This is a genomic window from Mesorhizobium sp. CU3, from assembly GCF_006442965.1.
GTDB lineage: Bacteria > Pseudomonadota > Alphaproteobacteria > Rhizobiales > Rhizobiaceae > Mesorhizobium.
Genome location: NZ_VFWX01000018.1, coordinates 99946 through 124566, shown reverse-complemented (window position 1 = coordinate 124566; position 24621 = coordinate 99946). Strand labels below are relative to the sequence as shown.

23 protein-coding genes and 1 tRNA gene are annotated in these 24621 nt (G+C 63.5%); 4 read left to right on the top strand and 20 right to left on the bottom strand.

The window, feature by feature from the left end:
* Positions 1–47: 47 nt before the first annotated feature.
* The 4 genes from FJ988_RS24655 to xylF all read right to left on the bottom strand — a co-directional run bounded on the left by FJ988_RS24655 (position 48) and on the right by xylF (position 5213).
* Positions 48–1670, bottom strand: a complete 1623-nt coding sequence (locus tag FJ988_RS24655) for a CHASE domain-containing protein (RefSeq protein WP_140820953.1) — start codon at positions 1668–1670, stop codon at positions 48–50.
* Positions 1671–1801: 131 nt separating this feature from the next.
* Complete coding sequence (locus FJ988_RS24650; RefSeq protein WP_140820952.1) at positions 1802–2602, bottom strand: ATP-binding cassette domain-containing protein; 801 nt, start codon at positions 2600–2602, stop codon at positions 1802–1804.
* Between the two features lie 23 nt (positions 2603–2625).
* Positions 2626–3942 carry a sugar ABC transporter permease gene (locus tag FJ988_RS24645; RefSeq protein ID WP_140820951.1) on the bottom strand — a complete coding sequence of 439 codons (1317 nt, stop codon included), beginning with the start codon at positions 3940–3942 and terminating at the stop codon, positions 2626–2628.
* Positions 3943–4172: 230 nt separating this feature from the next.
* Complete coding sequence (gene xylF, locus FJ988_RS24640) at positions 4173–5213, bottom strand: D-xylose ABC transporter substrate-binding protein (protein ID WP_140820950.1); 1041 nt, start codon at positions 5211–5213, stop codon at positions 4173–4175.
* Between the two features lie 270 nt (positions 5214–5483).
* On the opposite strand from xylF, the gene FJ988_RS24635 reads away from it, so the two are divergent.
* On the top strand, positions 5484–6722 hold the full coding sequence (locus FJ988_RS24635; protein WP_140820949.1) for an ROK family protein: 1239 nt from the start codon (positions 5484–5486) through the stop codon (positions 6720–6722).
* A 330-nt stretch (positions 6723–7052) separates the two neighbouring features.
* Here the strand turns inward: FJ988_RS24635 and phoB are convergent, their stop codons facing one another.
* From phoB to FJ988_RS24600, 7 genes are all read right to left on the bottom strand, one after another.
* Complete coding sequence (gene phoB / locus FJ988_RS24630; protein ID WP_140820948.1) at positions 7053–7742, bottom strand: phosphate regulon transcriptional regulator PhoB; 690 nt, start codon at positions 7740–7742, stop codon at positions 7053–7055.
* Between the two features lie 19 nt (positions 7743–7761).
* Positions 7762–8469 carry a phosphate signaling complex protein PhoU gene (gene phoU / locus FJ988_RS24625; protein ID WP_140820947.1) on the bottom strand — a complete coding sequence of 236 codons (708 nt, stop codon included), beginning with the start codon at positions 8467–8469 and terminating at the stop codon, positions 7762–7764.
* Between the two features lie 20 nt (positions 8470–8489).
* The gene (gene pstB / locus FJ988_RS24620; protein WP_140820946.1) at positions 8490–9293 is read right to left on the bottom strand and encodes a phosphate ABC transporter ATP-binding protein PstB; all 804 of its coding nucleotides are present in this window, start codon (positions 9291–9293) and stop codon (positions 8490–8492) included.
* Complete coding sequence (pstA, locus tag FJ988_RS24615; protein WP_140820945.1) at positions 9290–10141, bottom strand: phosphate ABC transporter permease PstA; 852 nt, start codon at positions 10139–10141, stop codon at positions 9290–9292. Before pstA ends, pstB begins: the two co-directional genes overlap by 4 nt.
* A gap of 2 nt (positions 10142–10143) precedes the next feature.
* Positions 10144–11130 (bottom strand): phosphate ABC transporter permease subunit PstC, encoded by a 987-nt coding sequence (pstC, locus tag FJ988_RS24610; RefSeq protein WP_140820944.1) that lies wholly within the window; start codon positions 11128–11130, stop codon positions 10144–10146.
* A gap of 68 nt (positions 11131–11198) precedes the next feature.
* Positions 11199–12257 carry a phosphate ABC transporter substrate-binding protein PstS gene (gene pstS / locus FJ988_RS24605; RefSeq protein ID WP_140820943.1) on the bottom strand — a complete coding sequence of 353 codons (1059 nt, stop codon included), beginning with the start codon at positions 12255–12257 and terminating at the stop codon, positions 11199–11201.
* 553 nt (positions 12258–12810) lie between these two features.
* On the bottom strand, positions 12811–16002 hold the full coding sequence (locus tag FJ988_RS24600; protein ID WP_407067849.1) for a response regulator: 3192 nt from the start codon (positions 16000–16002) through the stop codon (positions 12811–12813).
* 1098 nt (positions 16003–17100) lie between these two features.
* Between FJ988_RS24600 and FJ988_RS24590 the strand changes: the two genes are divergently transcribed.
* Positions 17101–17322: a hypothetical protein gene (locus FJ988_RS24590; RefSeq protein ID WP_140820942.1), complete on the top strand. Its 222-nt coding sequence runs from the start codon at positions 17101–17103 to the stop codon at positions 17320–17322.
* Positions 17323–17327: 5 nt separating this feature from the next.
* Here the strand turns inward: FJ988_RS24590 and FJ988_RS24585 are convergent, their stop codons facing one another.
* The 6 genes from FJ988_RS24585 to FJ988_RS24560 all read right to left on the bottom strand — a co-directional run bounded on the left by FJ988_RS24585 (position 17328) and on the right by FJ988_RS24560 (position 20509).
* On the bottom strand, positions 17328–17681 hold the full coding sequence (locus tag FJ988_RS24585; RefSeq protein WP_140820941.1) for a hypothetical protein: 354 nt from the start codon (positions 17679–17681) through the stop codon (positions 17328–17330).
* 265 nt (positions 17682–17946) lie between these two features.
* Positions 17947–18813: a glutathione S-transferase family protein gene (locus FJ988_RS24580; protein WP_140820940.1), complete on the bottom strand. Its 867-nt coding sequence runs from the start codon at positions 18811–18813 to the stop codon at positions 17947–17949.
* A 23-nt stretch (positions 18814–18836) separates the two neighbouring features.
* Positions 18837–19418 carry a VOC family protein gene (locus FJ988_RS24575; RefSeq protein WP_140820939.1) on the bottom strand — a complete coding sequence of 194 codons (582 nt, stop codon included), beginning with the start codon at positions 19416–19418 and terminating at the stop codon, positions 18837–18839.
* A gap of 137 nt (positions 19419–19555) precedes the next feature.
* Positions 19556–19630 (bottom strand) — tRNA-Glu (locus tag FJ988_RS24570).
* 85 nt (positions 19631–19715) lie between these two features.
* On the bottom strand, positions 19716–20129 hold the full coding sequence (locus FJ988_RS24565; protein WP_140820938.1) for a VOC family protein: 414 nt from the start codon (positions 20127–20129) through the stop codon (positions 19716–19718).
* Positions 20126–20509: a fimbrial protein gene (locus FJ988_RS24560; protein WP_140820937.1), complete on the bottom strand. Its 384-nt coding sequence runs from the start codon at positions 20507–20509 to the stop codon at positions 20126–20128. The genes FJ988_RS24565 and FJ988_RS24560 overlap by 4 nt, the downstream gene beginning before the upstream one ends.
* Before the next feature lie 26 nt (positions 20510–20535).
* On the opposite strand from FJ988_RS24560, the gene FJ988_RS24555 reads away from it, so the two are divergent.
* A complete protein-coding gene (locus tag FJ988_RS24555; protein WP_140820936.1) occupies positions 20536–21600 on the top strand; it encodes an RluA family pseudouridine synthase in 1065 nt (354 codons plus the stop codon).
* 217 nt (positions 21601–21817) lie between these two features.
* A complete protein-coding gene (rpoH, locus tag FJ988_RS24550; protein WP_140820935.1) occupies positions 21818–22729 on the top strand; it encodes an RNA polymerase sigma factor RpoH in 912 nt (303 codons plus the stop codon).
* 261 nt (positions 22730–22990) lie between these two features.
* On the opposite strand, the gene FJ988_RS24545 is transcribed toward rpoH, so the two are convergent.
* The 3 genes from FJ988_RS24545 to FJ988_RS24535 form a co-directional block, all read right to left on the bottom strand.
* Positions 22991–23650 carry a peroxiredoxin gene (locus FJ988_RS24545; protein WP_140820934.1) on the bottom strand — a complete coding sequence of 220 codons (660 nt, stop codon included), beginning with the start codon at positions 23648–23650 and terminating at the stop codon, positions 22991–22993.
* Between the two features lie 195 nt (positions 23651–23845).
* Positions 23846–24211 carry a cell division protein ZapA gene (locus FJ988_RS24540; RefSeq protein WP_140820933.1) on the bottom strand — a complete coding sequence of 122 codons (366 nt, stop codon included), beginning with the start codon at positions 24209–24211 and terminating at the stop codon, positions 23846–23848.
* 19 nt (positions 24212–24230) lie between these two features.
* Positions 24231–24503, bottom strand: a complete 273-nt coding sequence (locus FJ988_RS24535) for a DUF4164 domain-containing protein (RefSeq protein WP_023763725.1) — start codon at positions 24501–24503, stop codon at positions 24231–24233.
* Between the last annotated feature and the right edge of the window lie 118 nt (positions 24504–24621).

The window sequence follows — 24621 nt, the reverse complement described above, 5'->3', positions numbered from 1 at the left end:
TCCCGCTGACTTGGTCCGCTGATTCGGCTGCCCCGACTTGTCGCTATTCAGACAGCCAGCGGAATTCTGATCTCCACCTTCAGCCCGGCCTTCTGAAAATCTCGCTTGATCGTGCCGCGCAGTTCGCGCGTGACGTTGAGATCGATCAGCTTGGTACCGAAACCGGTCTTGGTCGGCGTCTCGAGGTTTTTCTGGCCGGCTTCGCGCCAGTTGAGCACCAACACGCGCTCTTTGTCCCGGCCTTCGACCTGCCAGTCGACTTTGAGCGCGCCAACGGCGTTCCCGGCTTCGCCATACTTCAGCGCATTCGTCGCCAGTTCGTGGAAGGTCAGCCCGAGCGCCTGCGTCGTCGTCTCGTCGAGCAGCACCTCCGGACCGGACAGGATGCCTTCCGGCAGATCCTTGCCGAACACCTGGCCGAGTTCGATGCGCAAGAGATCGCCGAGATCGGCCTTTTGCCAGCGCGAGCGCGTCAGCATGTCCTGCGAGGCGGCCATCGCCTGGAGCCGCGCCGAAAACGATGCCGAGAACTCTTTCACATCGGTAGCCTGCGAGGCGGTCTGCCGCGCGATCGCCAGCACACGCGTGATCGAATTCTTGATGCGATGCTTCATCTCCTGCAGGATCAGGTCCTTCTCCAGCAGGCTCTTCTCCGTCGCCTCGTGCAGCGCCGACTTGGCGTCATAGGCGCGCTCCTGGTAGCGGGCCACCAGCGCGATGGCCCCGGCCAGCAGCAGGCCGAACAATCCGAGCATCACCGGGATGGCGCGCGAGGACGGCGGTTCGAAGGCGCCTGTCGGCCTGAACAGCAGGGTCCACGGCCGGCCCGCGACGACGATCTCGCGGCGCGCCAGAAGCTTCGCGCCGATGCGTTCGGCGGGCGGCGCCTCAGACCGGAAGAAGAGGTTGCCGGCCTCCGGCTTGCCGTCATAGACCTCGACATTGACCGGCAGCAGCGGCGCGCGGCTGAGCGCGGTCTGGAACAGGTCCTGGGCGCGGAACGCCGCGTAGAGGAAGCCGGCCGTCGAGGAGCGGCTTGCATTGATGGCGTCGGGCGCGGTTTCGACGTTTAGCCGCACGAAGACCAGGAAGCCGGTATAGGTCTGCGCCGAACCGGTGCCCTGGCCGAGTTGCACCAGCCCGCTCGCATGCTGCTCGTCGTCGGCCATTGCCTTCTCGATCGCGGCGCGGCGTACCGGCTCCGTGAACATGTCGTAACCGATGATCGACTGGTTGGACGTATCGAGCGGCTCGAACAGCACGATCGGCGTGCGCCATGGCTCGGCGGTGGCCGGATAGACCGGATGGGCCGACCCGTGATCGTGCAGGATGTCGCGTTCGACCGCCGCCTCGTCGCCGGTCTTGGCCAGCCTCAGGAAGCCGATGCCGCGCAGGCCGGCGAAATTGCCGTCGATGTCGAGCGCGGTGAAGAAGGCGTTGAATTCGCCGCGCGTGATGTCGCCGTTGCGGGCGTCGAACAGCGCCTGCGTCGAACGCAGCAGCGACAGATGCAGGTCGATGCGGCTCTCGATGCGGTTGAGCGCGTCGTCTGCCGTGCCCTCGAACTTGATCCGCGCCGCCTCCTGCGTGGCGAAATAGGCGAAGCCCGCCATCGTCAGGCTGATCAGCGCGACGGCGACAAAGGCAACGATCGGAAAGAGCTTCTTCAAATCAAGGATGCGGCCCGTGGACGGTCGAGGACCTTTATGGGCAAGTCTCCGCGCCAACACAATGGCGCGGCCAAGCCATCATCATGGCTGGTACATCAAGCAAACGTTAATTAGCCGACTATCTTTATGGCTCAAGCGGCGATCTTCAACGCCCCCGGACCCGGAATGGCGCCGGGCGGAACCTTGCCGAGGATGATCATGCCGAGCACCTCGTCCTGGGTGACGTCGCTGGTGCGGGCGGTGCCCACGACCTGGCCGTTCTTCATCACGCAGACCCGGTCGGCGAGCTCGAACACGTCATGGATGTCATGGCTGATCAGGAAGATGCCGATGCCGTCGGCCTTGAGCTGCTTGACCAACTCGCCGACCTGCGCCGTTTCCTGCGGCCCAAGTGCTGCTGTCGGCTCGTCCATGATCAGGATGCGGGCGTTGAACAGGATGGCGCGCGCGATCGCCACCGATTGGCGCTGCCCGCCCGAGAGCTTGACGACGGGTTCTTTGAATCGCTGGAAGCGCGGATTGAGCCGGCCCATGACCTTGCGCGCCTCGGCCTCCATGGCGACGTCGTCGAGCGTGCCCCAGCCCGTCATCAGCTCGCGGCCGAGGAACAGATTGGCGGCGGCGTCGACATTGTCGGCCAGCGCCAGCGTCTGGTAGATCGTCTCGATGCCGTATTTCTTGGCGTCGCGCGGATTGGAGATCGGGGCCTCCTCGCCGTTGATGAAGATCTGGCCTGCATCGCGCTTGTAGGCGCCGGACAGGATCTTGATCAGCGTCGATTTGCCGGCACCGTTGTGGCCGAGCAGCGCCACCACCTCGCCGGGGAAGAGATCGACCGACGCGTCGTCGACGGCACGGATGCCGCCGAAAGCGATCGAGATGTTGCGCATGTCGACCAGCGGCACGCCTGCGGGAGCGGATGTCTCAGCCATGAACTTTTCCTCCCTGTGTCCGATCAGACGCGCTTGCGGTATACGGTGTCGAGCCACACCGCGATCACCAGCACGGCGCCGACGACGATGTTCTGCAGCGGCGAGTCGACGCCGAGCAGCACCATGCCGGATTGCAGCGATTGCATCAAAAGCGCGCCGAGCATGGCCCCGATGACGGTCCCCGAGCCGCCCGCGAGCGATGTGCCGCCGATCACGGCGGCTGCGATCACCAGGAGCTCATCGAGCGTACCGAGCGCATTGGTTGCCGAATTCAGCCGGGCCGAAGAAATCGCCGCGGCGATCGTTGCCAGCACGCCCATGATCATGAACACCTTCATGGTGATCCAGCGCGTGTTGATGCCGGCCAGATTGGCGGCCTCCGGATTGCCGCCGATGGCAAAGACATAACGGCCGAAACGCGTACGGTTGGTGATGAAGGTCATGACCAGACCGACCGCGATTGCCATCAGCACCGGAATGGCTATGCCGTGCGCAATGAACAGCCCGCCTTCGGGAATGGCGATGTTGTTGGCCTCCGCGTAGCGCTTCACGATACCGGCCGGCCATTGATAGGAATTGGCCACCCAGACCGCGCCCATGATGACGGCGCAGGCGACGGCGCCCATCAGCGTCTCTGCCCAGATCGGGCGGAGCGGGAAGCGGAAACGCTTGCGCTGGACGCGTCCGTTGAACAGCGCGAACACCACGGCAAGGCATGCGACGATGCCGACGACCCAACTCCACGTCGCGCCGATCGATCCGGCCGGCCCGCCGCCCATCAGTTGGAAGGTGGCGTCGAGCGGCGCCACGGTCTGGCCGCTGGTCACCCACCAGGCAGCGCCGCGCCAGACCAGCAGGCCGCCCAGCGTGACGATAAAGGCCGGCACTTCGAGATAGGCGATGATGAAGCCCTGGAAGGCGCCGATGAGAAGGCCAAGCGCCAAGCCGATGACCAGCGCCAGCACCCAGATCCAGGGATTGCCGAGCTCGAGCCCGACGAAGCGCACCAGGAAGTGCACCTGGGCAAAACCCATCACCATGCCGATCACCCCTTCGGCCGAGCCGATGGAAAGATCTATGTTTCGCATGACGATGACCAGCACCATGCCCGACGCCATGATGGCGACGGCGGACGTCTGCACCGACAGGTTCCAAAGGTTGCGCGGCGTCAGAAAAAGGCCGCCCGAAAGGACGTGCAGGCCGACCCAGATGATCAGCAGCGCGCCGACCATGCCGAGCATGCGGGTGTCGAGTTCGGTCGCCTTAAGGAACCGGGCGACGGCGCCGAGTTCCGACGCGCGCGCCGTGTCCGCCTGTGGGGTGGACGTCGTGTCGGTCATGATTTCCTCCCGCCGGCCTGCCCGTCTGACGCGGATGCCGGAGCCAGCCTAGAAGCTATCCGCCGGAGGCGGAAACGTAAAACTCTTTGAGGAGAAACGCTGCGGCCTCAAAGCAATCCCGGGGAAAAGTGTCTGGCGGTTTTCCCCGGGATTGCAGCAGCCAGGCGCTGGAGCGGTTCAACGAACCGCTCCAGGCCGCGGCGCAGGATTTTTGATCGAAGTCGGCAAACTCAGTTGCAAACCTTGACACTGCCGGCGGCAACGCCGGCGCAGACTTCGTCCTTCTTGATCCAGCCGGCGTCGATGACGACGTTGAGATTGTCCTTGGTGATCGCGATCGGCGTCAGGAACAGCGACTTGACGGTGTTGCCGCCCGGGGTCGTGAAGTCCTTGGCGCCGGCGATGTCGGCATTCTTCTTGCCGTCTGCGAGCTGCGAGGCGATCTCGGCGGCGTTCTTGCCGAGCTCGCGCGCATCCTTCCACACCGACACGGTCTGGGTGCCGAGCGCGATACGGTTGAGCGCCGCGTGGTCGCCGTCCTGGCCCGAAACCGGAACGGTGCCGGCAAGACCCTGTGCGGTCAGCGCCGCGACGACGCCGCCGGCGGTGCCGTCATTGGCGGCGACCACCGCGTCGACCTTGTTGTCGTTGGCGGTCAGGAACTGCTCCATGTTCTTCTGCGCGTTGGCAGGCAGCCAGCCGTCCGTATAGGCCTCGCCGACATTCTTGATCTTGCCCGTGTCGATGGCCTGCTTGAGTACTTCCATCGAGCCCGAGAACAGGAAGTCGGCGTTCGGGTCGGAGCCCGAACCCTTGATGAAGACATAGTTGCCTTCGGGCTTGGCCTTGAACACCTCACGCGCCTGCATGCGCCCGACTTCCTTGTTGTCAAAAGTCAGGTAGAAGACGTCCTTGTTCTCGATCAGGCGGTCGTAGCCGACGACAGGAATGCCTTCGTCAAGCGCCTTCTGCACGGCCGGGCCGATCGCCGAGGCGTCCTGTGCCAGGATGATCAGCGCGTTGGCGCCCTGCGAGATCAGGCTCTCGACATCGGTCAGCTGCTTGCCGGGATTGGACTGCGCGTCGGCGGAAATGTATTTGTCGCCGGCGGCTTCGATCGCGGCCTTCATCGCTGCCTCATCGGTCTTCCAGCGCTCTTCCTGGAAGTTCGACCACGACACGCCGATGACCTTGTCCTTCGCCTCAGCGACCGACGCCAATGTCAACGACATGGCGACGCCCGCCAGAATGGCGGCTGCGAATTTCTTCATGATATCCTCCCTGCGCCCTGAGCGGCGCGACCAGACTGGCCCGAAGGCCGGCACAAAGGCCCTTTTTTTCGAGCCTCAAAAAAATACTGATCCAGCCAAACCGCGCTGTCAACTCCGATTCTGATGGCTTTTGATGGGACTTGGCATTTTTTTCGAGTTTCGCAATAAATAATGACAGGCGTTTCGGCTTCTGCGAGTATCGCTGGCGTGTCACCGGCAGGCCATGGCATCATCATAGGCCTGCGGTGACCGGGGAGGAATGGCAGACAAATGTCGGTCGGGATACGCCACGACGATTTGCGCCGGCGCAACCGTGCCATGGTGATCGCGGCCGTGCGCCGGGCCGGCCAGCCGTCGCGGACCGAGATCGCGGCCACCACCGGGCTCAGCCATTCGACCATTTCGGCGATCTCATCCGATCTGATCGACGAAGGCATCCTGACGGAGAGCAAGGCCAATGAGCCCGCCGCATCGCTGAAACGCGGCCGGCCGCAGATCGGCTTGGCGCTGAACCCGGAGGCCGCGGCCGTGGTGACGGTGGTGCTGTCGCTGAACTTCCTCTCCGTCGCCGTCATCGACTATGCCGGCCAGGTCGTCGCCGAGGAGCAGCGCCGCCTCGACACGCTGACCATGCCGCGCGAGCAATTGATCGGCGAATGCGTCGCCATCGTGCGGCGCCGGCTGGAGGATCCCGATCTCGACGTCGGCAGCGTTGCCCGCATCGCCATGGGCATTCAGGGCATCACCGACTCGCACGCCCGCGCCATGCTGTGGTCGCCGATCACGCCGCTGACCGATATTCCTTTCGCCGACATATTGGAGAAGGAATTCGCCATACCCGCCGCAATGGAGAACGACTGCAACATGATGGCGGTGGCGCTGCAATGGCGCGACCCGGCCCGCTACCGCGACAATTTCATCGCCATCCTCCTGTCGCACGGCATCGGCATGGGCCTGGTGCTGAAGGGCGAGCTTTTCATGGGCACGCATTCCTCGGGCGGCGAATTCGGCCACATGATCCATCGTCCCGGCGGCGCGCTCTGCCGTTGCGGCCGCCGCGGCTGCGTCGAGGCCTATGCCGGCAATTATGCCATCTGGCGCAGCGCCATGGGGTTGAGCGAGGACGCCGAGCCGACCGATGTCGGCGACCCCGAAATGCGCGCGCTTGCGATAAAGGCCCGGCAGGGCGACGGTCCGGAGCGCGAAGCCTATCGCCGGGCGGGCCAAGCGCTGGGCTTCGGCCTCGGCAGCCTTTTCGCGCTGATCGACCCGGCGCCCGTTGCCATGGTCGGCGTCAGCGCCGCAGCCTTCGACCTGATCGAGCCGGCGCTGCGCGAGGCGATCGCCCAGACCGCCGGCGGCCAGCACTCAAAATCCATCTCCTTCGACACCGAACCCAACGAATTGCCGCTGATCCGCGAAGGCTGCGCCATGCGCGCGCTCAACTTCGTCGACCAGGAGATTTTCGCGCCGGGCATGCAGGCGCGGACGGGCAAGCACGTCGCCTGAGCGGCTTTGAAGTGATCGTCGATTTCCGAGCGTCCCGCCAGGCGCTGGAGATTGGCGAAGGCCCTGAAGATTCGTCATTCCAGGGCGGAGCAGGAGCGAAGCTCCGTCGCGGAGACCCTGGAATCCATGCCGTTACCTCAGTCGTCGGATGCAGCGGAGCAGAATTCTGCACCGTGGCGGCGCGTCGACGTCACGGCATGGATCCTCGGGTCTGCTCTGCGTCGCTGCGCTCCTTGCTCCGCCCGTGGATGACGAAGCACAAGTGGCTCGGCCACCCACCAGCATGGATGTCGGAAGCGCCGAGCCCGTCAGAACTTTGGTGCCCTGGGTCTAATCTTCGCGGATCGCGTAGCCCGCCCCGCGGATGGTGCGGATGACGTCCGGCATGCGGCCGTTGTTGACGGCCTTGCGCAAGCGGCCGACATGCACGTCAACGGTCCGCTCGTCGATATAGATCGTCTCGCCCCAGACATTGTCGAGCAGCTGACTGCGCGAGAACACTCGGCCGGGGTGGCGCATCATGAATTCGAGCAGGCGGAACTCGGTCGGACCGAGCCGGATTTCGCTCTTCTTGCGGTAGACGCGGTGCGATTCGCGGTCGAGCACGATGTCGCCGACCTTGAGCACGCTGGACAGCACCTCGGGCTTGGCGCGCCGCAGCAGCGCTTTCACGCGCGCCATGAACTCCGGCGTCGAGAACGGTTTCACCAGATAGTCGTCGGCGCCGGTCGACAGGCCGCGCACGCGGTCGCTTTCCTCGCCGCGCGCGGTCAGCATGATGATCGGCAGTCGCTCGGTTTCCGGCCGCATCCTGAGGCGCCGGCAAAGCTCGATGCCGGACACCGCGGGCACCATCCAGTCGAGCACCAGAAGGTCGGGCACGTTTTCTTGCAGGCGGATTTCGGCCTCGTCGCCGCGGGCCACCACTTCGACCTGGTAGCCCTCGGATTCGAGATTGTAGCGGAGCAGCACCCCCAGCGGCTCCTCGTCCTCCACCACCATGATGCGTGGCGCGATCATTGACAGGCAACCTTTTCCGTCAAGCCGCCGGCGCCGACATCGCCGTCTCGTCCTGCTTCGGACGGTTGGCGGGCAGTTGCGTGCCGGTCAGAACATAATAGGCATTCTCGGCGATGTTGGTGACATGGTCGCCGATACGCTCCAGATTCTTGGCGCAGAACAGAAGATGCGTGCAAGCCGTGATGTTGCGCGGATCCTCCATCATGTAGGTCAAGAGCTCGCGGAAGACGGAGGTGTATTTGACGTCGATGCGCTCGTCGTCGTTTCTGAGCTTGGCGAGCGCCGTGGCGTCGCCGGCAGTATATTCCTCGATCACGCCCTGCACCTGGATCAGCACCATCTGCGCCATGCCGTCGATCGAGTGGGTGAGATCGCGCGGCGCAGCACTTATGCCGACCGAGCCGACGCGCTTGGCGATGTTCTTGGCGAGATCGCCGATACGCTCGAGATCGCCGGCCATGCGGATCGCGCCGACGACATTGCGCAGGTCGTCGGCCATCGGCTGGCGCTTGGCGATCAGCGTGATGGCGCGGTCGTCGAGCTCGCGCTGGCGCGCGTCCATGATGGCGTCGTCGGAGACGACGCGCTGTGCCAGCGCATTGTCGGTTTCGAGCAGTGCCCTGGTCGCCGCGCCGACCATGGAACCGGCGAGATCGCCCATGTCGTTGACCAGCCGGCTGATCTGCCTCAGATCCTCGTCGAAGGAAGCGACGGTATGTTCGGCCATATTGGTGTCCTCGTATGAACTCAGCCGAAGCGGCCGGTGATGTAGTCCTGCGTGCGCTTCTCACGCGGCGAGGTGAAGATCTTCTCGGTCCGGTCGAACTCGATCAGCTCGCCCAGATACATGAACGCCGTCTGCCGCGACACGCGCGCCGCCTGCTGCATGTTGTGGGTGACGATGACGATCGTGTAGTCGGCTTGCAATTCGTCGATCAGCTCCTCGATCTTGGCGGTCGACAGCGGATCGAGCGCCGAGGCCGGCTCGTCGAGCAGGATGACTTCGGGCTTCACCGCAACCGTGCGGGCGATGCACAGGCGCTGCTGCTGGCCGCCGGAGAGGCTGAGGCCGCTGGCGTTGAGCTTGTCCTTGACCTCGGTCCAGAGCGCGGCGCGCTTCAGCGCCTGCTCGACGCGATTGTCCATCTCGGCCTTGCTGATCTTCTCATAGAGCCTGACGCCGAAGGCGATGTTCTCGTAGATCGACATCGGGAACGGCGTCGGCTTCTGGAACACCATGCCGATCTTGGTGCGCAACAGGTTCAGGTCCTGCGAACGATCGAGGATGTTCTTACCGTCGAGCAGCACCTGGCCCTCGGCGGTCTGCTTCGGATAGAGCTCGTAGATGCGGTTGAGCACGCGCAGCAGCGTCGACTTCCCGCAGCCCGACGGCCCGATGAAGGCGGTCACGCTGCGCTCCGGCAGGGACAGGTTGATCCCCTTCAGCGCCTTCGACTGGCCATAGTAGAAGTTGAGGTCCTTGACCTCGATCTTGGCCTTCTCGACGGTCGTGTCGGCTACGTTCAGGTCGGTGGACAACATCGGTTTCATCTGTCCTCTCTGCGTCCGGTCAGGCTGCGGGCAAAGATGCTCAGCCCGAGAACCGTCAGGGTGATTATGAGTGCGCCCGTCCAAGCCAGTTGCTGCCATTCCTCATAGGGGCTGAGCGCGAACTGGAAGATGGTCACCGGCAGGCTGGCCATCGGGGCATTGAGATTGCTCGACCAGAACTGGTTGTTGAGCGCGGTGAAGAGCAGCGGCGCCGTCTCGCCGGAGATGCGGGCGATCGCGAGCAGGATACCGGTGACGATACCAGACAGTGCCGCGCGATAGGCGACCGAGCGGATGACCACCCAGCGCGGAGCGCCGATGGCGGTGCCGGCCTCGCGCAGCGCATTGGGCACCAGGTTCAGCATGTCCTCGGTGGTGCGCACCACGACGGGGATCACCAGGATCGACAGCGCGACGGCGCCGGCGATGGCCGAGAAATGGCCCATCGGCCGCACCATCAGTTCGTAGACGAACAGGCCGACGATGATCGAGGGCGCCGACAAGAGGATGTCGTTGATGAAGCGCACCACGGTGGTCAGCTTCGAGAAGCGCCCATATTCGGCCATGTAGGTGCCGGCCAGAACGCCGATCGGCGTTCCGACGACGATGCCGATGATGGTCATCACGATGCTGCCATAGATGGCGTTGAGCAGGCCGCCGGCTTCGCCGGGCGGCGGCGTCATTTCGGTGAAGACCGCCAGCGAGAGGCCGGACAGGCCCTTGTAGACCAGCGCGCCGAGGATCAGCGCCAGCCAGGCGAGGCCGATGCCGGCGGCGATGACGCACAGCGCCATCATCACGCCGTTCTTGCGCTTGCGGCGCTGGTGAAGCGACATGGCTGTCGACATGGTCAGGCTCCCGCCTTGCTATCGATGCGCAACAGCATGTAGCGCGCGATGGCGAGGATGATGAAGGTGATGATGAACAGGATCAGGCCGAGCGCCACCAGCGAGGAGGTGTAGAGTTCGCCGTCGGCCTCGGTGAATTCGTTGGCGATGGTCGCCGAAATCGTCGTGCCCGGAGCAAACAGCGATGCGCTGATGCGGTGGGCGTTGCCGATGACGAAGGTGACGGCCATGGTCTCGCCGAGCGCGCGGCCGAGACCGAGCATGACGCCGCCCATGATGCCGACCCGGGTATAGGGGATGACCACGCGGCGCGTCACTTCCCATGTCGTGCAGCCGATGCCGTACGCCGATTCCTTCAGCACCGAGGGCACCGTGTCGAACACGTCCTTGGTGATCGATGTGATGAACGGCAGAACCATGATGGCAAGAATGAGCGACGACGTCAGCATGCCTATGCCGTAGGGCGGGCCGGCGAACAGGCCGTTGAGGCCAGGAATGCCATGAAACAGCCAGATGACAAAAGGCTGCACAGTCGTTTGCAGGAACGGCGCGAAGACGAACAGGCCCCAGATGCCGTAGATGATCGACGGGATGCCGGCCAAAAGCTCGACCGCTATGCCGATCGGACGCCGCAGCGGACGCGGGCAGAGCTCGGTCAGGAAAACGGCGATGCCGATGCCGATCGGCACGGCGATCAGAATGGCGATGGCCGAGGTGACAATGGTTCCATAGATCGGCGCCAGCGCTCCGAAATTTTCGGTGACCGGATTCCACGACTCGGTCGTCAGGAAGGAGAAGCCGAATTTCGACAGCGCCTGCCAGGAACCGGTGATCAGGGAAATGGCGACCCCACCCAGAAGCACCAGCACCAGGATGGCGGAAAGTCGCGTGGCCGTGCGGAAGATCGTGTCGGTCAAGGCAAAGCGGCGAACTATCGCTTCCCTGGTCCGCGCGCCGGAACTTGTCACGGCTTCGGAAACGGCACTCATTTAGCCCCTCGCATTTACAAAAAGAGAGACAGGAGGGCGCCGGAAGCGCCCTCCCTTTCTTGCGCAGATTACATGCCGGAGTAGATCGGCTTACCGTTGCTGTCGACGATGTCCTTCGCCCACATCTCCTCGACGCTCTTCACGACGGCGTCGGGCATCGGAACATAGTCCAGCCCGGCGGCCATTTCGTCGCCCTTGCCGTAGGACCAGGCGAAGAACTTGAGCGCTTCGCCGGTGGCGGCCGTGTCGTCGGGCTTCTTGTAGACCAGGATCCAGGTCGCGGAGGTCATCGGCCAGGATTCGGCGCCCGCCTGGTTGGCCAGGATGACGCCGTAGCCCGGCTTCGAGCTCCAGTCGGCATTGGCAGCCGCGGCCGAGAAGGCGGCCGCGGTCGGCTCGACCTTCTTGCCGTCCTTGTTGATCAGGTCGGTATAGATGAGCTTGTTCTGCTTGGCGTAGGCGTATTCGACGTAGCCGATCGCGCCGCCGGTCTGCGCGACGTTGTTGGCGACGCCTTCGTTGCCCTTGGCACCGATGCCCACCGGCCACTCGAGCGCGGTGTTGACGCCGACCTTCGACTTCCAATCGGCGCTGACGTCGGCCAGATAGTAGCTGAAGTTGAAGGTGGTGCCCGAACCGTCGGAGCGGTGCACGACGGCGATCGCCTGGTCGGGCAGCTTGACGTCGGGGTTCAGCTTCTTGATCGCCTCGTCGTTCCAATTGGTGATCTTGCCGACGAAGATGTCGGCCAGGACCGGGCCGTCGAGAACCAGTTCGCCCGGCTTGACGCCTTCGAGATTGACGACCGGCACGATGCCGCCCATCACCATCGGGAACTGGGCGAGCCCGATGGAATCCAGGTCTTCGCCCTTCAGCGGCGCGTCGGAGGCGCCGAAGGTCACGGTCTTGGCCTTGATCTGCTTGATGCCGCCGCCGGAGCCGATCGACTGGTAGTTGAGGCCGATGCCGGTCTCCTTCTTGTAGGCGTCAGCCCACTTCGCATAGATCGGATAGGGGAACGTGGCGCCGGCGCCGGAGATGTCGGCCGCCATCGCGGCGGAAATCGAGATGGTGGATGCCGCAGCCATTGCAATCGCAACGACCGCAGAGCGGATGAAGTGTCTCATATGGCCTGCTCCTGTTCGGAATATGGTCTCTCGGCACCCATTTCTGTCGGCGCCCGAGGAGGGGCATAGCCTTCGATTATTACAGTCGCATGACAGTTTCATGTCAGCCCGGTAACGGCTGGACAGGCCTGTCCGAGCAGGCCGTCCACGGCCCTTGGCGGGCGGCGGGAGTTTGCCGTCGGAATCAGCGACTTGTCGGGCCTTTGAAACAAAATTTATCCCGGCGGCCGGGTTACGGCCGCCGGGAAATAAAATCCGGACGAGAGTGCGTTGCCTGAAAGCCAGAGCGGATCATGGCCCAGCTCATCGCCAAAAACAGGTCCGTTGGGGTAGAGTCGACGCTGTTTCCATTGTTGGCGGTCGCTGCTCCCGCCCGTAATCGAATGGCGGAATCAATGACAGCTATTTTCCCGGCTTCGCGTTTGTTTTCATATGGTGCGATCGCACCATACGTATACGTCAACCAGACTGTGTCGCTCCTTGTTGAGTTGGAGCATGATCTTTTCCAAGAACCGGTTCTCACTTTTTGGGATCATGCTCTTCAAAGCCCGCTTCAGCCGGCGTTGCGCCGCATCTCCGCGTCCGCACACAACCAGCGCTCGAGCTTTTCGACCAGAGCCCGCGGGCTGATCGGCTTCGGCAGATAGTCGTCCATGCCGGCTTCCAGGCAGCGTTCGCGGTCGCCCTTCAGCGCATGCGCGGTGACGCCGACGATCGGCACATGCGTGCCCGTCTCTTCCTCGAGCCGGCGGATGGCGCCGGTCGCTTCCAGCCCGTTCATCTCCGGCATCGACACATCCATCAGGATCATGCGCGGATTGAGTTTGCCGAAGGCGTCGAGCGCCTTGCGGCCATTGCCGACGATCTCGAAGCGGTAGTCGGTCTCGCCGAGGATCTGCGTGAACACCAGCTGGTTCACCTCATTGTCCTCGGCAACCAGGATGTCGAGCCCGCGCTCGTCGCCTGGAGGCCGCGGGCGCACCCGCACGGGCGGCGGCTGCAGCATGGCGCGTTCCGCGACTGCCGTGCGCGCGGCCGGCGTGGGCGTTGGGGCAGCATTGGCATCGACTGTCGCCGGCGCCGACGCGCTGTGGCGATGGCGCTGGATGGTGGCGACCAGCGTCTCCAGGAGGACGGAAGAGCGCGCCGGCTTGATCAACTGCGCATCGATGCCGAGATCGCGGTAGGCCGTGTTGGCGAGCGACTGGTCGACCGAGGTCAGCATGATGATCGGCGTATGCGCCAGCCCCTCCGTGTTTCGCACGATGCGCGCCATCTCGGCCCCGCTCATGCCCGGCATCTGGTAGTCGAGCACGACGCAGTCGACCGGCACGCCATAGGCGGCGGCGGCGATCAGCACCTTCAACCCTTCGGCGCCGCTTTCGGCCGCGCAGGAATCGAACGTCCACGACGCCATTTGCTCGCTAAGGATCGAGCGGTTGACCGCATTGTCGTCGATGATCAGCACGCGCGCCCCGGTGACGTCGACCGGCATTATGCGCTGGCCGCCCTGCTCCGCCTTGGGCAACGTCACGGTGAACCAGAAGGTCGATCCCTTGCCTTCGGCGCTGTCGACCCCGATCTCGCCATGCATGAGCTCGACCAGGCGCGAGGTGATGGCAAGGCCGAGCCCGGTGCCTTCATGGCGGCGGGTGGAGGACGTATCGACCTGGCTGAACTTCTCGAACACCAGCTTTAGCTTGTCTTCCGGGATGCCTATGCCGGTGTCGGTGACCGAGATGGTAAGCTTGGCGCCCGCCGGAACCCACTCACCGATGACATCGACCAGCACGTGACCCTCGTCGGTGAATTTCACCGCATTGCCGAGCAGGTTGGTGACGATCTGCCTTATGCGCCCGACATCGCCGACGAACAGGCCTTCGAGACCGGGCTGGACGCGCACGATCAGCTCGAGGTCCTTTTCCTTGGCGCGCGTCGACACCAATGTCGCTACGTCCTCGATTGCCTCGGCGAGGTTGAATGGCGCCGGGTCGAGCACCAACTGGCCGGCGTCGATCTTGGAGAAGTCGAGGATGTCGTTGATGATGGTGAGCAGCGCGTTGCCCGACTTCACGATGATGTCGGTGAATGTCTTCTGCTTCGGATCGAGTTCGGATTTGGCGAGCAGTTCGGCCATGCCGAGAACTCCGTTCATCGGCGTGCGGATCTCATGGCTCATATTGGCCAGGAATTCCGACTTGGCGCGGTCGGCAAGCACGGCGCGCCGGCGGGCTTCACTGAGCTCGGCCTCGCGCCGCTTTAGCTCGGTGATGTCGGTGGTCGAGCCGATGAGATAGAGCGAGCCGTCGGAGGCTATCATCGCGCCCTTGCGGGCGAACTGATGTCTGACGCTGCCGTCGGGCAGCGTCACCGTCTCCTCGATCTCCTGCGTCTCGCCGGTGCGCAGCACGGCCATGTCGCTGGCGACGAAGGCCTCGCCGTCCGACCCGAAGACCTCGATATCGGTCTTGCCGACAGCCTCTTCCCTGCTGAAGCCGGTGAGATCGCACCAGCCCCTGTTGACATAGAACTGCCTGAGGTCCGAGCGCTTGGCGTAGATCGACACCGGCACGTTGTCGATGAGGCTGCGGAACACCTCGTTCTCGCTCATGCTTTCCCTGAGCGCCTGCTCGCGCGCCTTGACGTCGGTGATATCGGTGCTGGAGCCGACCAGATGCACCGAACCGTCCATGGTCACCAGGCGGCTCTTGCGCGTCATCAACTGCCGCACCCTACCGTCGCGGCTGGTGACCGCCTCCTCGACCTCGCGCTCTACGCCGGTCGCCAGGACTTCGGTGTCGTCATTGGCGAAGGCATTGGCCTCGCCGCCGGCGAAAAGCTCGCGATCGCTCTTGCCGAAAACGTCATCCTTGGCAAGGCCGGTGAGCGCGCACCAGGCCTTGTTGACGAACTCGATGCTGAGGTCGTTGGCCTTGATGAACGCGGCCACCGGCAATTCGTCCATGACTTGCCGGTAGAGGTCGATCTGGCGCATGGAGTCGCGCAGCGCTTCCTCGCGGCTCTTGAGGTCGGTGATGTCGACGCGCACGCCGATGAACAAGCCGTCCTCAGTGCGCATGTCGTAGACCTGGTACCAGCGTCCGTCGGGATTGAGCCGCTCATAGGACGAATTGGGCAAGTGGTAGCGCCTGAGCATGGCGTCGAGCCAGCGTTCTCTGTCGACGCCGTAGAGACTGTCGATCGCGGGATCGCCGCTCGAGCGGAAATAGCCGGCCGAATGGCCAAGCACCAAGGCTTCACGAAAACTGCGGCCTGGCTGCCAGGCCGGCTTCAGCGCCGGCAGCGTGTCCTGCAGTTTGCGGTTGGCGAAGACGAACCGGTCGTCGCGGTCGTAGATGATGACTCCGGCCGGCAGCGACTCCAGCACGGTGGCGAGATTCCGGCGCGTATCCTCGGCCTCCATCTCACGCTGTTTCATGTCGGTGATGTCGAGATAGGAGAGCAGCCGCTTGCCGTTGGGCAGCGGCGACAGCGAGGCGATCAGCGTGCGGCCATCCGTGCGCGGCAATTGCTTGGAGCCGGCTACACCGGCGCGGATTTCAGCCTCGCGCTCGGCGATGTGGAGCTGCCACGTCGCATCGTCGGCGCCATAAGGATCAGCCTCGCGGCTGGCCTCCATGAGATCGCGCAGCGTGCAACCCGTCCGGGCACGGCCGGGGTCGATCTTCCAGAACTCGTAGAAGGCGTTGTTGATGACCTCGGCCCGCAAATCGCCGTCAAGCACCATGACGCCGATCGGCATCGAATCAACCATCATCCGAAGTTTGCCGAGCGCTTCGGAAGTTCCGTCCGTATCCGCCATCCCTACCCCCAAGGCCGAACCCTCTCCGGTTCGTCGGCGGAATGTGCCCGACAAGCATTAACGGACCGCTAACCATAACGATTTGCAACCGCTTGTGCCGCATGCCGTTGGGTAAGGTCGAACCTGATGCATGTCGCGCAAAAGTCCGCAGCGATCCTGCGGCAACATGCATCAAAGCAAAGACTCGAAGCGCGTCGCCTGAATCCGTTTCGGCGCGACGCGCTTTAAGCGCCGGCTGCGGTAATCCGCCCGTTGGCGACAAGGGCAATGACGCATTATAAGACTTATGGGGTGTTGCTAATGTTCGTTCGATTCGCGGCTTTTGTCCTTTGTCCGGCGCTGCTTACGGCAGGCGGCTGCACGCGCAGCGACGACGGCACGGTGATCGTGCCGAGCCGGATGGACGTCAGGCGCGTATGGGATAGGGTCCCGCCGGGAACGGCGCCTTCGCGGCAGATCGTGTCCGATGTGTTTCCGCCACCGCCATACACGCCGCCCGGACCGGAGCCGCGCAGATACTCAAGACCGAAACCGGCATCAGCGGACCCGCAGCTGTCCGAGGATCCGTCCGACCCGCAACGGACGCTTGCCTGCCGCAATGTCAGCGAAAACGGCCGGCGTTTCCGCGTCGTTTGCGATTGATGCATATCGCCCGGACGTGCGCAGCGTTTCCGGGACAACCGGCCATCTAAACTGCTTGGAATCAAAACCGGCTGATTGAGCTAGCTCTCAAGAATAGCAAGATTAACCGAGAGCTTTCGTGTACACTTTTGACTGTTACACTCAATCAGGTGAAACGAATATTGCGCTTTCATCTCAAGGTTGAGACGGCAGCCGAAAAACTATTTTTTTGAACCGGCCGAGAGCGGGCAGCCGGTTCGATCACGTATGGATGATGAAACCTTTGGCCTGCATCGGGCGTTGTTGGCGTTGGAGCAATTCCGGGAAAAGTGTGAAGCGGCTTACGGTCCGGGATTGCGTGGCAATCTATCGATCAGCGCAGTGTAAGGGAGACTGAAGATGTCTATTCACTTCACCGTCTCTGGCCTGACCAGGAACCTGATCCACTCGCTTGGGCTGGATCACGAATGGGCGCCGAGGCATTTGACACCCGAGCAGAACCTGTTGCTCGAATGCTATCTGGCGGGCCAGATTCCGCAATCCGCCTGGAACGATTATGTCTTCGAGATGCCGGAGCTGGAAAAGCACGCCCAAATCAGGCGTGCACGCACTTTGGCCTGAGGCACCTATTTCTTCGGCGAGTTGAACTGGAGCGTGAAGACGTTCCCCGCTACGCCCTTGGCGAGCGTCGGCGAGAAGCTGACCGGCAGGCAATCGTTCAACGCCTTGGTCGCCGCATCGACATAGGCCTTGCGTGCCGCGTCATCGCCTTTGACTTTGATAGCCGTCGCTTTCGGCGGCCCGATCAGCGTGCCGTCGCGCTTGAAGCCGAAGCTTAGCGTGACCGATGAGTTGTCGGACTCTGCCGGCGGCTTCCAGCAGGCCAGCAAGGCGGCGCCGACCTCGTTCATGTTGTTGAGCGGTTCCGCCCCGGCGGGATAGGATGCCACGAGCAAGGCTGCAACAATCGAGAATGCCATTGCTTTTGCCATCGCGGTCCTCGTTGCCTGCTCCACGCCCCAAGGGCAATGGTACGACCGCTTTCGAGGATGACAATAGGAATTCGCCGGCGCCGGCGCAGGCGGAATCATACTGTCGTGATTGCCGCGCGAGGGAAAAAAGCAAAAGGCCGGCACGGAGCCGACCTTTTTCCTGTCTCACCCTGGCGCCAGTACATCCGTGGTCGCGGCGAGGACTGAAACCAGTAGACAGGGCTTTAGTAAACGAAACCTTAACCCGGCATCTTCAGGCCTTGGCCTGCGACTTCACATAGGCGATGTAGCCGCGCACGTCGCCGGCCGGTTCCGCATAGGCCTTGCCGAGCTTCTTCTCCAGCGCCGCCATATAGTCCTTCGCCCAGCCCGGCAGCGCGTAGTCGATCACCGCCAGGAATTCGAGCGTCGCCGCCAGCCTGATATCGGCGATCGACGGATTGCTGCCGCCGATGAACGGCTTGCCGTCGCGGAAGAAGGAATGAAACACCTCGAGCGGTTCGGCGATTGCCGCCATCGCCGCCTTCTGCGCTTCCGCCTTCTTGTCGGGATGGGCGTCGCTGTGACCGACCTCGCCGGCATATTGCGGGAAGCCAAGCGCCGGATAGGTGGCGCGCGCGACGTAAGGATAAAGCGTGCCGACCAGATAGAACATGGCGCTGTCGATCATCGCCCGCCTGGCCGGCGCCTTGGGGTAGAATTTTTCCAGCCCGTGCTTGTTGGCGAGATACTGCATGATGGCGCAGCTTTCCCAGAGCACGCCCCTGGGTAGTCCCTTGTCCTCGATCATCGGCGTCAGATGCGCCGGGTTGCGCGCCAGGAATTCCGGCGAGCGCGTCGAACCCCAGGCGTCGGTTTCGGCGGGATCGAGTCCGGCGGCGCGGGCGAACACGCGCACCGTCATGTTGTTGACGCTGGGCTTCAGCATGCTGAGCTTGATGCCGGGCTTCTTGGCCGGCTTTGCTTTCGCTGCTGCCTTAGGCGCGGCTTTTGCCGTCGCTTTAGAGGCCGCCTTTGCCGTCACCTTAGCGGCCGCCGACGCCTTCGCGCCCTTGGCTGCCGGTTTTGCGGCTGCCTTTGCCGCCGGTCTCTTCGCGCTCTTTGCTGCAGCTTTTGCCATTGTTATCCCTCCCTATGGCTTGCTCAGTATGGATTTCTCGGCGCCCTGTCCGACGACAAGGTTGCGCGCGAGCGCTCGACCAGCGCCTGGATCGCATCGGCCAGATGCATCTCCGCGATCGCATAGTCCTTGCGCGCGACGCGTATCTTGTGCGCCTCCATAAGCACGTCGGCATGGCTGAAGCCGGCCGGCGGCTCGAAACGATAGGAGGCAAGCTCGATCAGCAACCCGAGCGCATCCTCGAAATAGATCGAATCCATGAAGCCGCGATCCTTGACGCCGCTATGCTTGATGCCGCGCTCGTCGAGCCGCGCCACCGCCTGCAGGAAGGTCACGCGCGAGACAGAAAACGCGATGTGGTGGACGCAGCCAGTGTCGGTCGGCGTGCGCCGCTTGACTGCTTCGCGGCTCTCATCGGTAAAGACGGTGATCAGCCGCCCGTCGCCCGGATCGAAATAGAGATGGCTCTCGCTCGCCTTGTCGAGGTTAGGCTGCTCGAAGATGAAAGGCATGCCGAGCACGCCCTCCCAGAAATCGATCGAGGTCTGGCGCCCGGCGCCGACCAGCGTAATGTGATGGACGCCCTGCGACTGCAGTTTCTGCATTGGCTTCCTCCCGGGGCACTTGCGGCCAGCCTTGGGCAGGGATGCTAATCCAACTGCATGCGTCGCGCTAGAAGTGCCTGGCTGGCGGCGCCGGAGCGAACCCTAGTATTTTTGATCAATGTGCAAGAAGGATTGCTTGGTACGCCCAAGGGGAATCGAACCCCTGTTCCCGCCGTGAGAGGGCGGTGTCCTGACCGCTAGACGATGGGCGCGCTCAAGAACCGGCTACATAGGCTGGCGGCCGGCAAAAAGCAACTGGGGTTTCGGACTGTCCGCGGACTTTGCCGAAAGGCCTGGTCAACCCAGCCGTTTCGGCTCGATCAGGTCCCAGAGATTGCCATAGAGATCGGAAAACACCGCCACCGTGCCGTAGGCCTCGTGACGCGGCGCCTCGCGGAACTCGACGCCATTGGCCAACATCGCCCGGTGGTCTCTGGCAAAATCGTCGGTTTCGAGGAACAAGAAGACGCGGCCGCCGGTCTGATTGCCGATGCGGCTTGCCTGCGCCGCATCCGACGCTTCGGCCAGCAGCAGCCGCGCACCATTTCCGTTTTGCGGCGTGACGGTGACCCAGCGCTTGCCGTCGCCGAGGTCGACGTCGTCGGTCAGCGCGAAGCCGAGGCGTTTCACGTACCAGGCGACCGCCTCGTCATAGTTCCTGACGACGAGCGCCACGGTGGCAACGCTGCGATGCCCGGCAAAGCCGCTCATTTGGTACGGATCGCGAACTGGCCGACCACCCGTCGCTCGGCGATGTCGTAGACGAAGATGGCGCGGCTGCCGTCGGCCAGCTCGGCGTCGATCGAGATGCGGTTGCCCGAGAGCGACTGGCTGACCACCTTGGCGCCGACGGGCAGCACGATGTCGCCGGAGAGCAGCGCCCCGGCCGGCGCCTGGATCTCGCCAGCCGGTGCCACACCGGCCACTGGTGCATTGCGGGCTTTGTAGACAAGCGCGCCGATCACCACCATAAGGGCGAGGAACAGAAGGCTGAGATTGACGATCATGAAGCGGACGAGCTTGCGGCGCACGTTCTCCGCGGCCGGGTCGAGCGGCTTTTCCTCTTCGTCTTCGGCGACAGGCCGGGCCATGGCTGAACAATCCGCAACGGGTTTCGATGAGCGCTCATAACGAAGAGACCCCGATATTGATAGAGGACGAATTGGCGGACGAGGACTCCGGCGAAGCCGTCGTGCTGGAAGCCGGCACCGACGCCGCCGGCCTGCGCCTAGACCAGTGGCTGGCCGCCAGGCTTGGTCCGGAACTCTCGCGCAGCCGCGTGCAGGCGCTGATCAAACAGGGCGCGGTCTCGATCGCCGGCAAGGCTGTGGTCGAGGCCAAGCGCAAGCTAGCGGCCGGCGAGCGCGTCGAAGTCGTCATGCCCGAGCCCGAGCCGGCCGCGCCGCAGGGCGAGGATATACGGCTCGACATCCTCTACGAGGACGACGAACTGATCGTCATAAACAAGCCGGCCGGGCTGGTCGTGCATCCCGGCGCCGGCAACTGGACCGGCACGCTGGTCAACGCGCTGATCCATCATTGCGGCGCGAGCCTGTCGGGCATCGGCGGCGTCAGACGTCCGGGCATCGTCCACCGCCTCGACAAGGAGACCAGCGGCGTCATGGTCGTCGCCAAGACCGACCGCGCCCACAAGGCCCTGTCGGAGGCCTTCGCCGACCACGGCCGTACCGGCAACCTCGAGCGCGCCTATCTAGCGCTGGTCTGGGGCATTCCACAGCGGCCGACCGGTACGATCGATGCAGCGTTGGGCCGCGCCGCCGACCGCGTGCGCCGCGCCGTGGTGCCGGAGGGGCGCGACGACGCCCGCCACGCCGTCACCCATTTCACGGTTGTCGAACGCTTTGGCGAGGACCAGAAGACCTTCGCCACCGCAAGCCTGGTCGAATGCCGGCTGGAGACCGGCCGAACCCACCAGATCCGCGTCCACATGGCCCATATCGGTCACCCGGTGGTCGGCGATCCGGATTACGGCATGGCCTTCCGCACCAAGGCTAACCGGCTGCCGGAACCCTTGAAAAGCAAGGTCGGCGCCTTTTCCAGACAAGCCTTGCACGCCTGGCTCCTTGAATTCGAGCATCCGACCACCCATCTAACGATGAGGTTCGAAGCGCCGATGCCTGGAGACATGGAGGAACTCGTCGGCGGCTTCCGAAAGCTCTGAACCCAACCCGCCACAGACAAGCTGCAAACCAGCCATCAAAAAACCTGACCGGCGTTGTTCACTTCAGCGTGACAGACTGTTTAGCGTTGAACAAATGCCTGTCTTTTCTGGTTTTGTTCCTATATATACAGGTTGTCGCGGATGAGCCTTTGGCATCCGTGACGAATGCCCGCCGCGTTTCGGGGGCATCCACTCCAAAGAGAGAGGGGGCGCTATCATGGCCCAGTCATTACCCAGTATCGTTTCCGGTGAAGGCGGTCTCAGCCGCTACCTGGAAGAAATCCGCCGCTTTCCGATGCTTCAGCCGCAGGAAGAGTACATGCTCGCGAAACGTTACGCCGAGCATCAGGACACGACCGCCGCGCACAAGCTCGTCACCAGCCATTTGCGGCTCGTCGCCAAGATCGCCATGGGCTATCGCGGCTACGGCCTGCCGATCGGCGAGGTGATCTCGGAAGGCAATGTCGGCCTCATGCAGGCCGTCAAGAAATTCGAACCGGAGCGCGGTTTCCGGCTCGCCACCTATGCCATGTGGTGGATCAAGGCCTCCATCCAGGAATACATCCTGCGCTCGTGGAGCCTGGTCAAGATGGGCACCACCGCCAACCAGAAGCGCCTGTTCTTCAACCTGCGTAAGGTGAAGGGCAAGATCCAGGCGCTAGACGACGGCGACTTGAAGCCCGACCAGATCGCCGAGATTGCCACCCGCCTCAATGTTTCCGAGGCCGAAGTGGTGTCGATGAACCGCCGCCTGTCGGGCGACGCTTCGCTCAACGCCCCGATCCGGGCGAGCGAGGGCGAATCGGGCGAGTGGCAGGATTGGCTGGTCGACGACCATGAGAGCCAGGAAGAGATGCTGATCGAGCAGGACGAGCTGGAAAACCGGCGCTCCATGCTGTCGGGCGCTCTCTCGGTTCTCAACGAGCGCGAGCGGCGCATCTTCGAGGCGCGTCGCCTCGCCGAAGAGCCGCTGACGCTGGAAGAGCTGTCGGCCGAGTTCGACATCAGCCGCGAGCGCGTGCGCCAGATCGAGGTGCGCGCCTTCGAGAAGGTGCAGGATGCGGTCAAGGCCGCCGCCAAGCGCCAGATGCAGGCCCTGCGCACCATCGAGGCGCAGCCGGCGGCGTAAAGCCACGGGCATCAAGCGACAACAAAACGGCGGCGCCAACATCTGGCGCCGCCGTTTTTGTTTTGGCGAAAACAGCGAACCAGCCCTTTCTCCCCGTCACTATACGGGGAGAAATGCCCGGCAGGGCAATGAGGGGCAGCGCCGTGTCTGCGAGATTATCGTTCAGGGCAAACAACCTAACCCGAGAGGATCGAGGCGCCCTACTTCGACCGCCAAGCCGCCCCTCATCCGCCTCTCCCCGTGAACGGGGAGAAGGAAAAGTCATGCCGTCGGCTGCTTGGTCTTCCTGAGGTAAGGCAGCACCGTCTCATAAGCCCCGAAACGCTTGATCGCGTCCTCGTTGGAGACGGCCGCCGTGATGATGACGTCATCGCCTTGCTTCCAGTTGGCCGGCGTCGCCACCTGGTGCTTGGCCGTCAGCTGGATGGAATCGATGACGCGCAGTATCTCGTCGAAGTTGCGGCCCGTCGTCATCGGGTAGGTCAGCGAGAGCTTGATCTTCTTGTCCGGGCCGATGACATAGACCGAACGCACAGTGGCGTTGTCGGCCGGCGTGCGGCCTTCCGAGCTCTCGCCGGCGCCCGCCGGCAGCATCTCGTAGAGCTTGGCGACCGCAAGGTCCCGGTCGCCGATCAACGGATAGTTCACCGTCTGGCCGGTGGCGGTCTTGATGTCGGCCTGCCACTTGTCGTGGCTCGACACCGGATCGACCGAAATACCGATGATCTTGACGTTGCGCTTTTTGAAGTCGCCCTCCAGCCCGGCCATGGTGCCGAGCTCGGTCGTGCAGACCGGCGTGAAATTCTTCGGGTGGCTGAACAGCACAGCCCAGCCGTCGCCGATCCATTGATGGAAGTTGATCGTGCCTTGCGTGGTCTCGGCCGTGAAATCCGGCGCGATGTCGTTGATACGAAGACTCATGACCTATCCCTCTACCCTTTTTGAAAATTGTAGCCGGCAAGCGGCTGGCCGACGCCGACCCGGCAGCCTAGCACCATCACGGCATCGATAAAACGCTCGCAATGGCGGCCATAGCGGGCGCCGGACGAAATTTTTGCGCGATCGCAAGTCAGTTCGGAACGTGATTTTCCGGCTTCTGGCGGAAACGTAAGCCGGTCAGGCCTTCTTGATCGCCAGCGTCGCGGTGAGGTCTTCCATGCGCTGCGCCAGCGCGTCGAGCGCGGTGGTGAGCACGCTGTCGCTCTTGTCGGCCTTGGTCAGCGCTTCGTCGCGCGTCTTGCGCAAGGTCAGTACCTCGCTCTCCATGCCCTTGACCCGCTTGCCGAGCTCGGAAAGCTCGTCCATCACCATGATGCCGGCCATCACGGTCAGCCGCTGGTCGCCGATCTCGCCGAAGGAATCCTTCAGATGCGCGACATAGCGGTCGAAACGCTCGGCAAGGTCGATCAGATGCTCTTCCTGGCCTTCGTCGCAGGCCATCCGGTACTGCTTGCCGTCGATCGAAACCGTGACCTGTGCCATTGGCCTGCCTGTCCAACCCCTACCTGTCCAACACGGCTCGGATGGTTTCCATGGCGGTCACCAGCCGGCGCGAGACTTCCTTGTTGGCGTCCTCCAGCCGCTCGGCGCGCGCTTCGGAATTGTCGAGCTCCTGCGCCAGCCGCGAGCGGTCGGCGTTCATGCGCTGCACTTCCGCTTCGGCTTCCGAATAGTCGCGCTCGTGCTCGAGCTTCGCCGCCACAGCGTTCTCCAGGCCTTCCATGGCCTTGCCCAGCCTTGCGATGACTTCCTTGAGGGTCGTTTCCCCGGTCATGGCCTTTGTCCTATGCCCTGCCCATCACCGAATCGCTCGCGTTCAGAACGCGTTACCTGCGAAAGATTAGGCACCGGGTGAAGGGCGCGTCAACAAAGCTCTCGCGACTGTCCCCCGC

Bases quoted from the DNA above. Each gene is read 5' to 3' on its own strand.
- FJ988_RS24545 (WP_140820934.1), bottom strand. From the start codon at position 23,650: ATGAGTCTTCGTATCAACGACATCGCGCCGGATTTCACGGCCGAGACC.
- pstS (WP_140820943.1), bottom strand. From the start codon at position 12,257: ATGAGACACTTCATCCGCTCTGCGGTCGTTGCGATTGCAATGGCTGCG.
- FJ988_RS24590 (WP_140820942.1), top strand. From the start codon at position 17,101: ATGTCTATTCACTTCACCGTCTCTGGCCTGACCAGGAACCTGATCCAC.
- pstA (WP_140820945.1), bottom strand. From the start codon at position 10,141: ATGTCGACAGCCATGTCGCTTCACCAGCGCCGCAAGCGCAAGAACGGC.
- FJ988_RS24535 (WP_023763725.1), bottom strand. From the start codon at position 24,503: ATGACCGGGGAAACGACCCTCAAGGAAGTCATCGCAAGGCTGGGCAAG.
- FJ988_RS24540 (WP_140820933.1), bottom strand. From the start codon at position 24,211: ATGGCACAGGTCACGGTTTCGATCGACGGCAAGCAGTACCGGATGGCC.
- FJ988_RS24555 (WP_140820936.1), top strand. From the start codon at position 20,536: ATGAGCGCTCATAACGAAGAGACCCCGATATTGATAGAGGACGAATTG.
- pstC (WP_140820944.1), bottom strand. From the start codon at position 11,130: ATGAGTGCCGTTTCCGAAGCCGTGACAAGTTCCGGCGCGCGGACCAGG.
- FJ988_RS24560 (WP_140820937.1), bottom strand. From the start codon at position 20,509: ATGGCCCGGCCTGTCGCCGAAGACGAAGAGGAAAAGCCGCTCGACCCG.
- FJ988_RS24645 (WP_140820951.1), bottom strand. From the start codon at position 3,942: ATGACCGACACGACGTCCACCCCACAGGCGGACACGGCGCGCGCGTCG.
- phoB (WP_140820948.1), bottom strand. From the start codon at position 7,742: ATGATCGCGCCACGCATCATGGTGGTGGAGGACGAGGAGCCGCTGGGG.
- FJ988_RS24650 (WP_140820952.1), bottom strand. From the start codon at position 2,602: ATGGCTGAGACATCCGCTCCCGCAGGCGTGCCGCTGGTCGACATGCGC.
- rpoH (WP_140820935.1), top strand. From the start codon at position 21,818: ATGGCCCAGTCATTACCCAGTATCGTTTCCGGTGAAGGCGGTCTCAGC.
- FJ988_RS24580 (WP_140820940.1), bottom strand. From the start codon at position 18,813: ATGGCAAAAGCTGCAGCAAAGAGCGCGAAGAGACCGGCGGCAAAGGCA.
- pstB (WP_140820946.1), bottom strand. From the start codon at position 9,293: ATGAAACCGATGTTGTCCACCGACCTGAACGTAGCCGACACGACCGTC.
- xylF (WP_140820950.1), bottom strand. From the start codon at position 5,213: ATGAAGAAATTCGCAGCCGCCATTCTGGCGGGCGTCGCCATGTCGTTG.
- FJ988_RS24575 (WP_140820939.1), bottom strand. From the start codon at position 19,418: ATGCAGAAACTGCAGTCGCAGGGCGTCCATCACATTACGCTGGTCGGC.
- FJ988_RS24565 (WP_140820938.1), bottom strand. From the start codon at position 20,129: ATGAGCGGCTTTGCCGGGCATCGCAGCGTTGCCACCGTGGCGCTCGTC.
- FJ988_RS24635 (WP_140820949.1), top strand. From the start codon at position 5,484: ATGTCGGTCGGGATACGCCACGACGATTTGCGCCGGCGCAACCGTGCC.
- phoU (WP_140820947.1), bottom strand. From the start codon at position 8,469: ATGGCCGAACATACCGTCGCTTCCTTCGACGAGGATCTGAGGCAGATC.
- FJ988_RS24585 (WP_140820941.1), bottom strand. From the start codon at position 17,681: ATGGCATTCTCGATTGTTGCAGCCTTGCTCGTGGCATCCTATCCCGCC.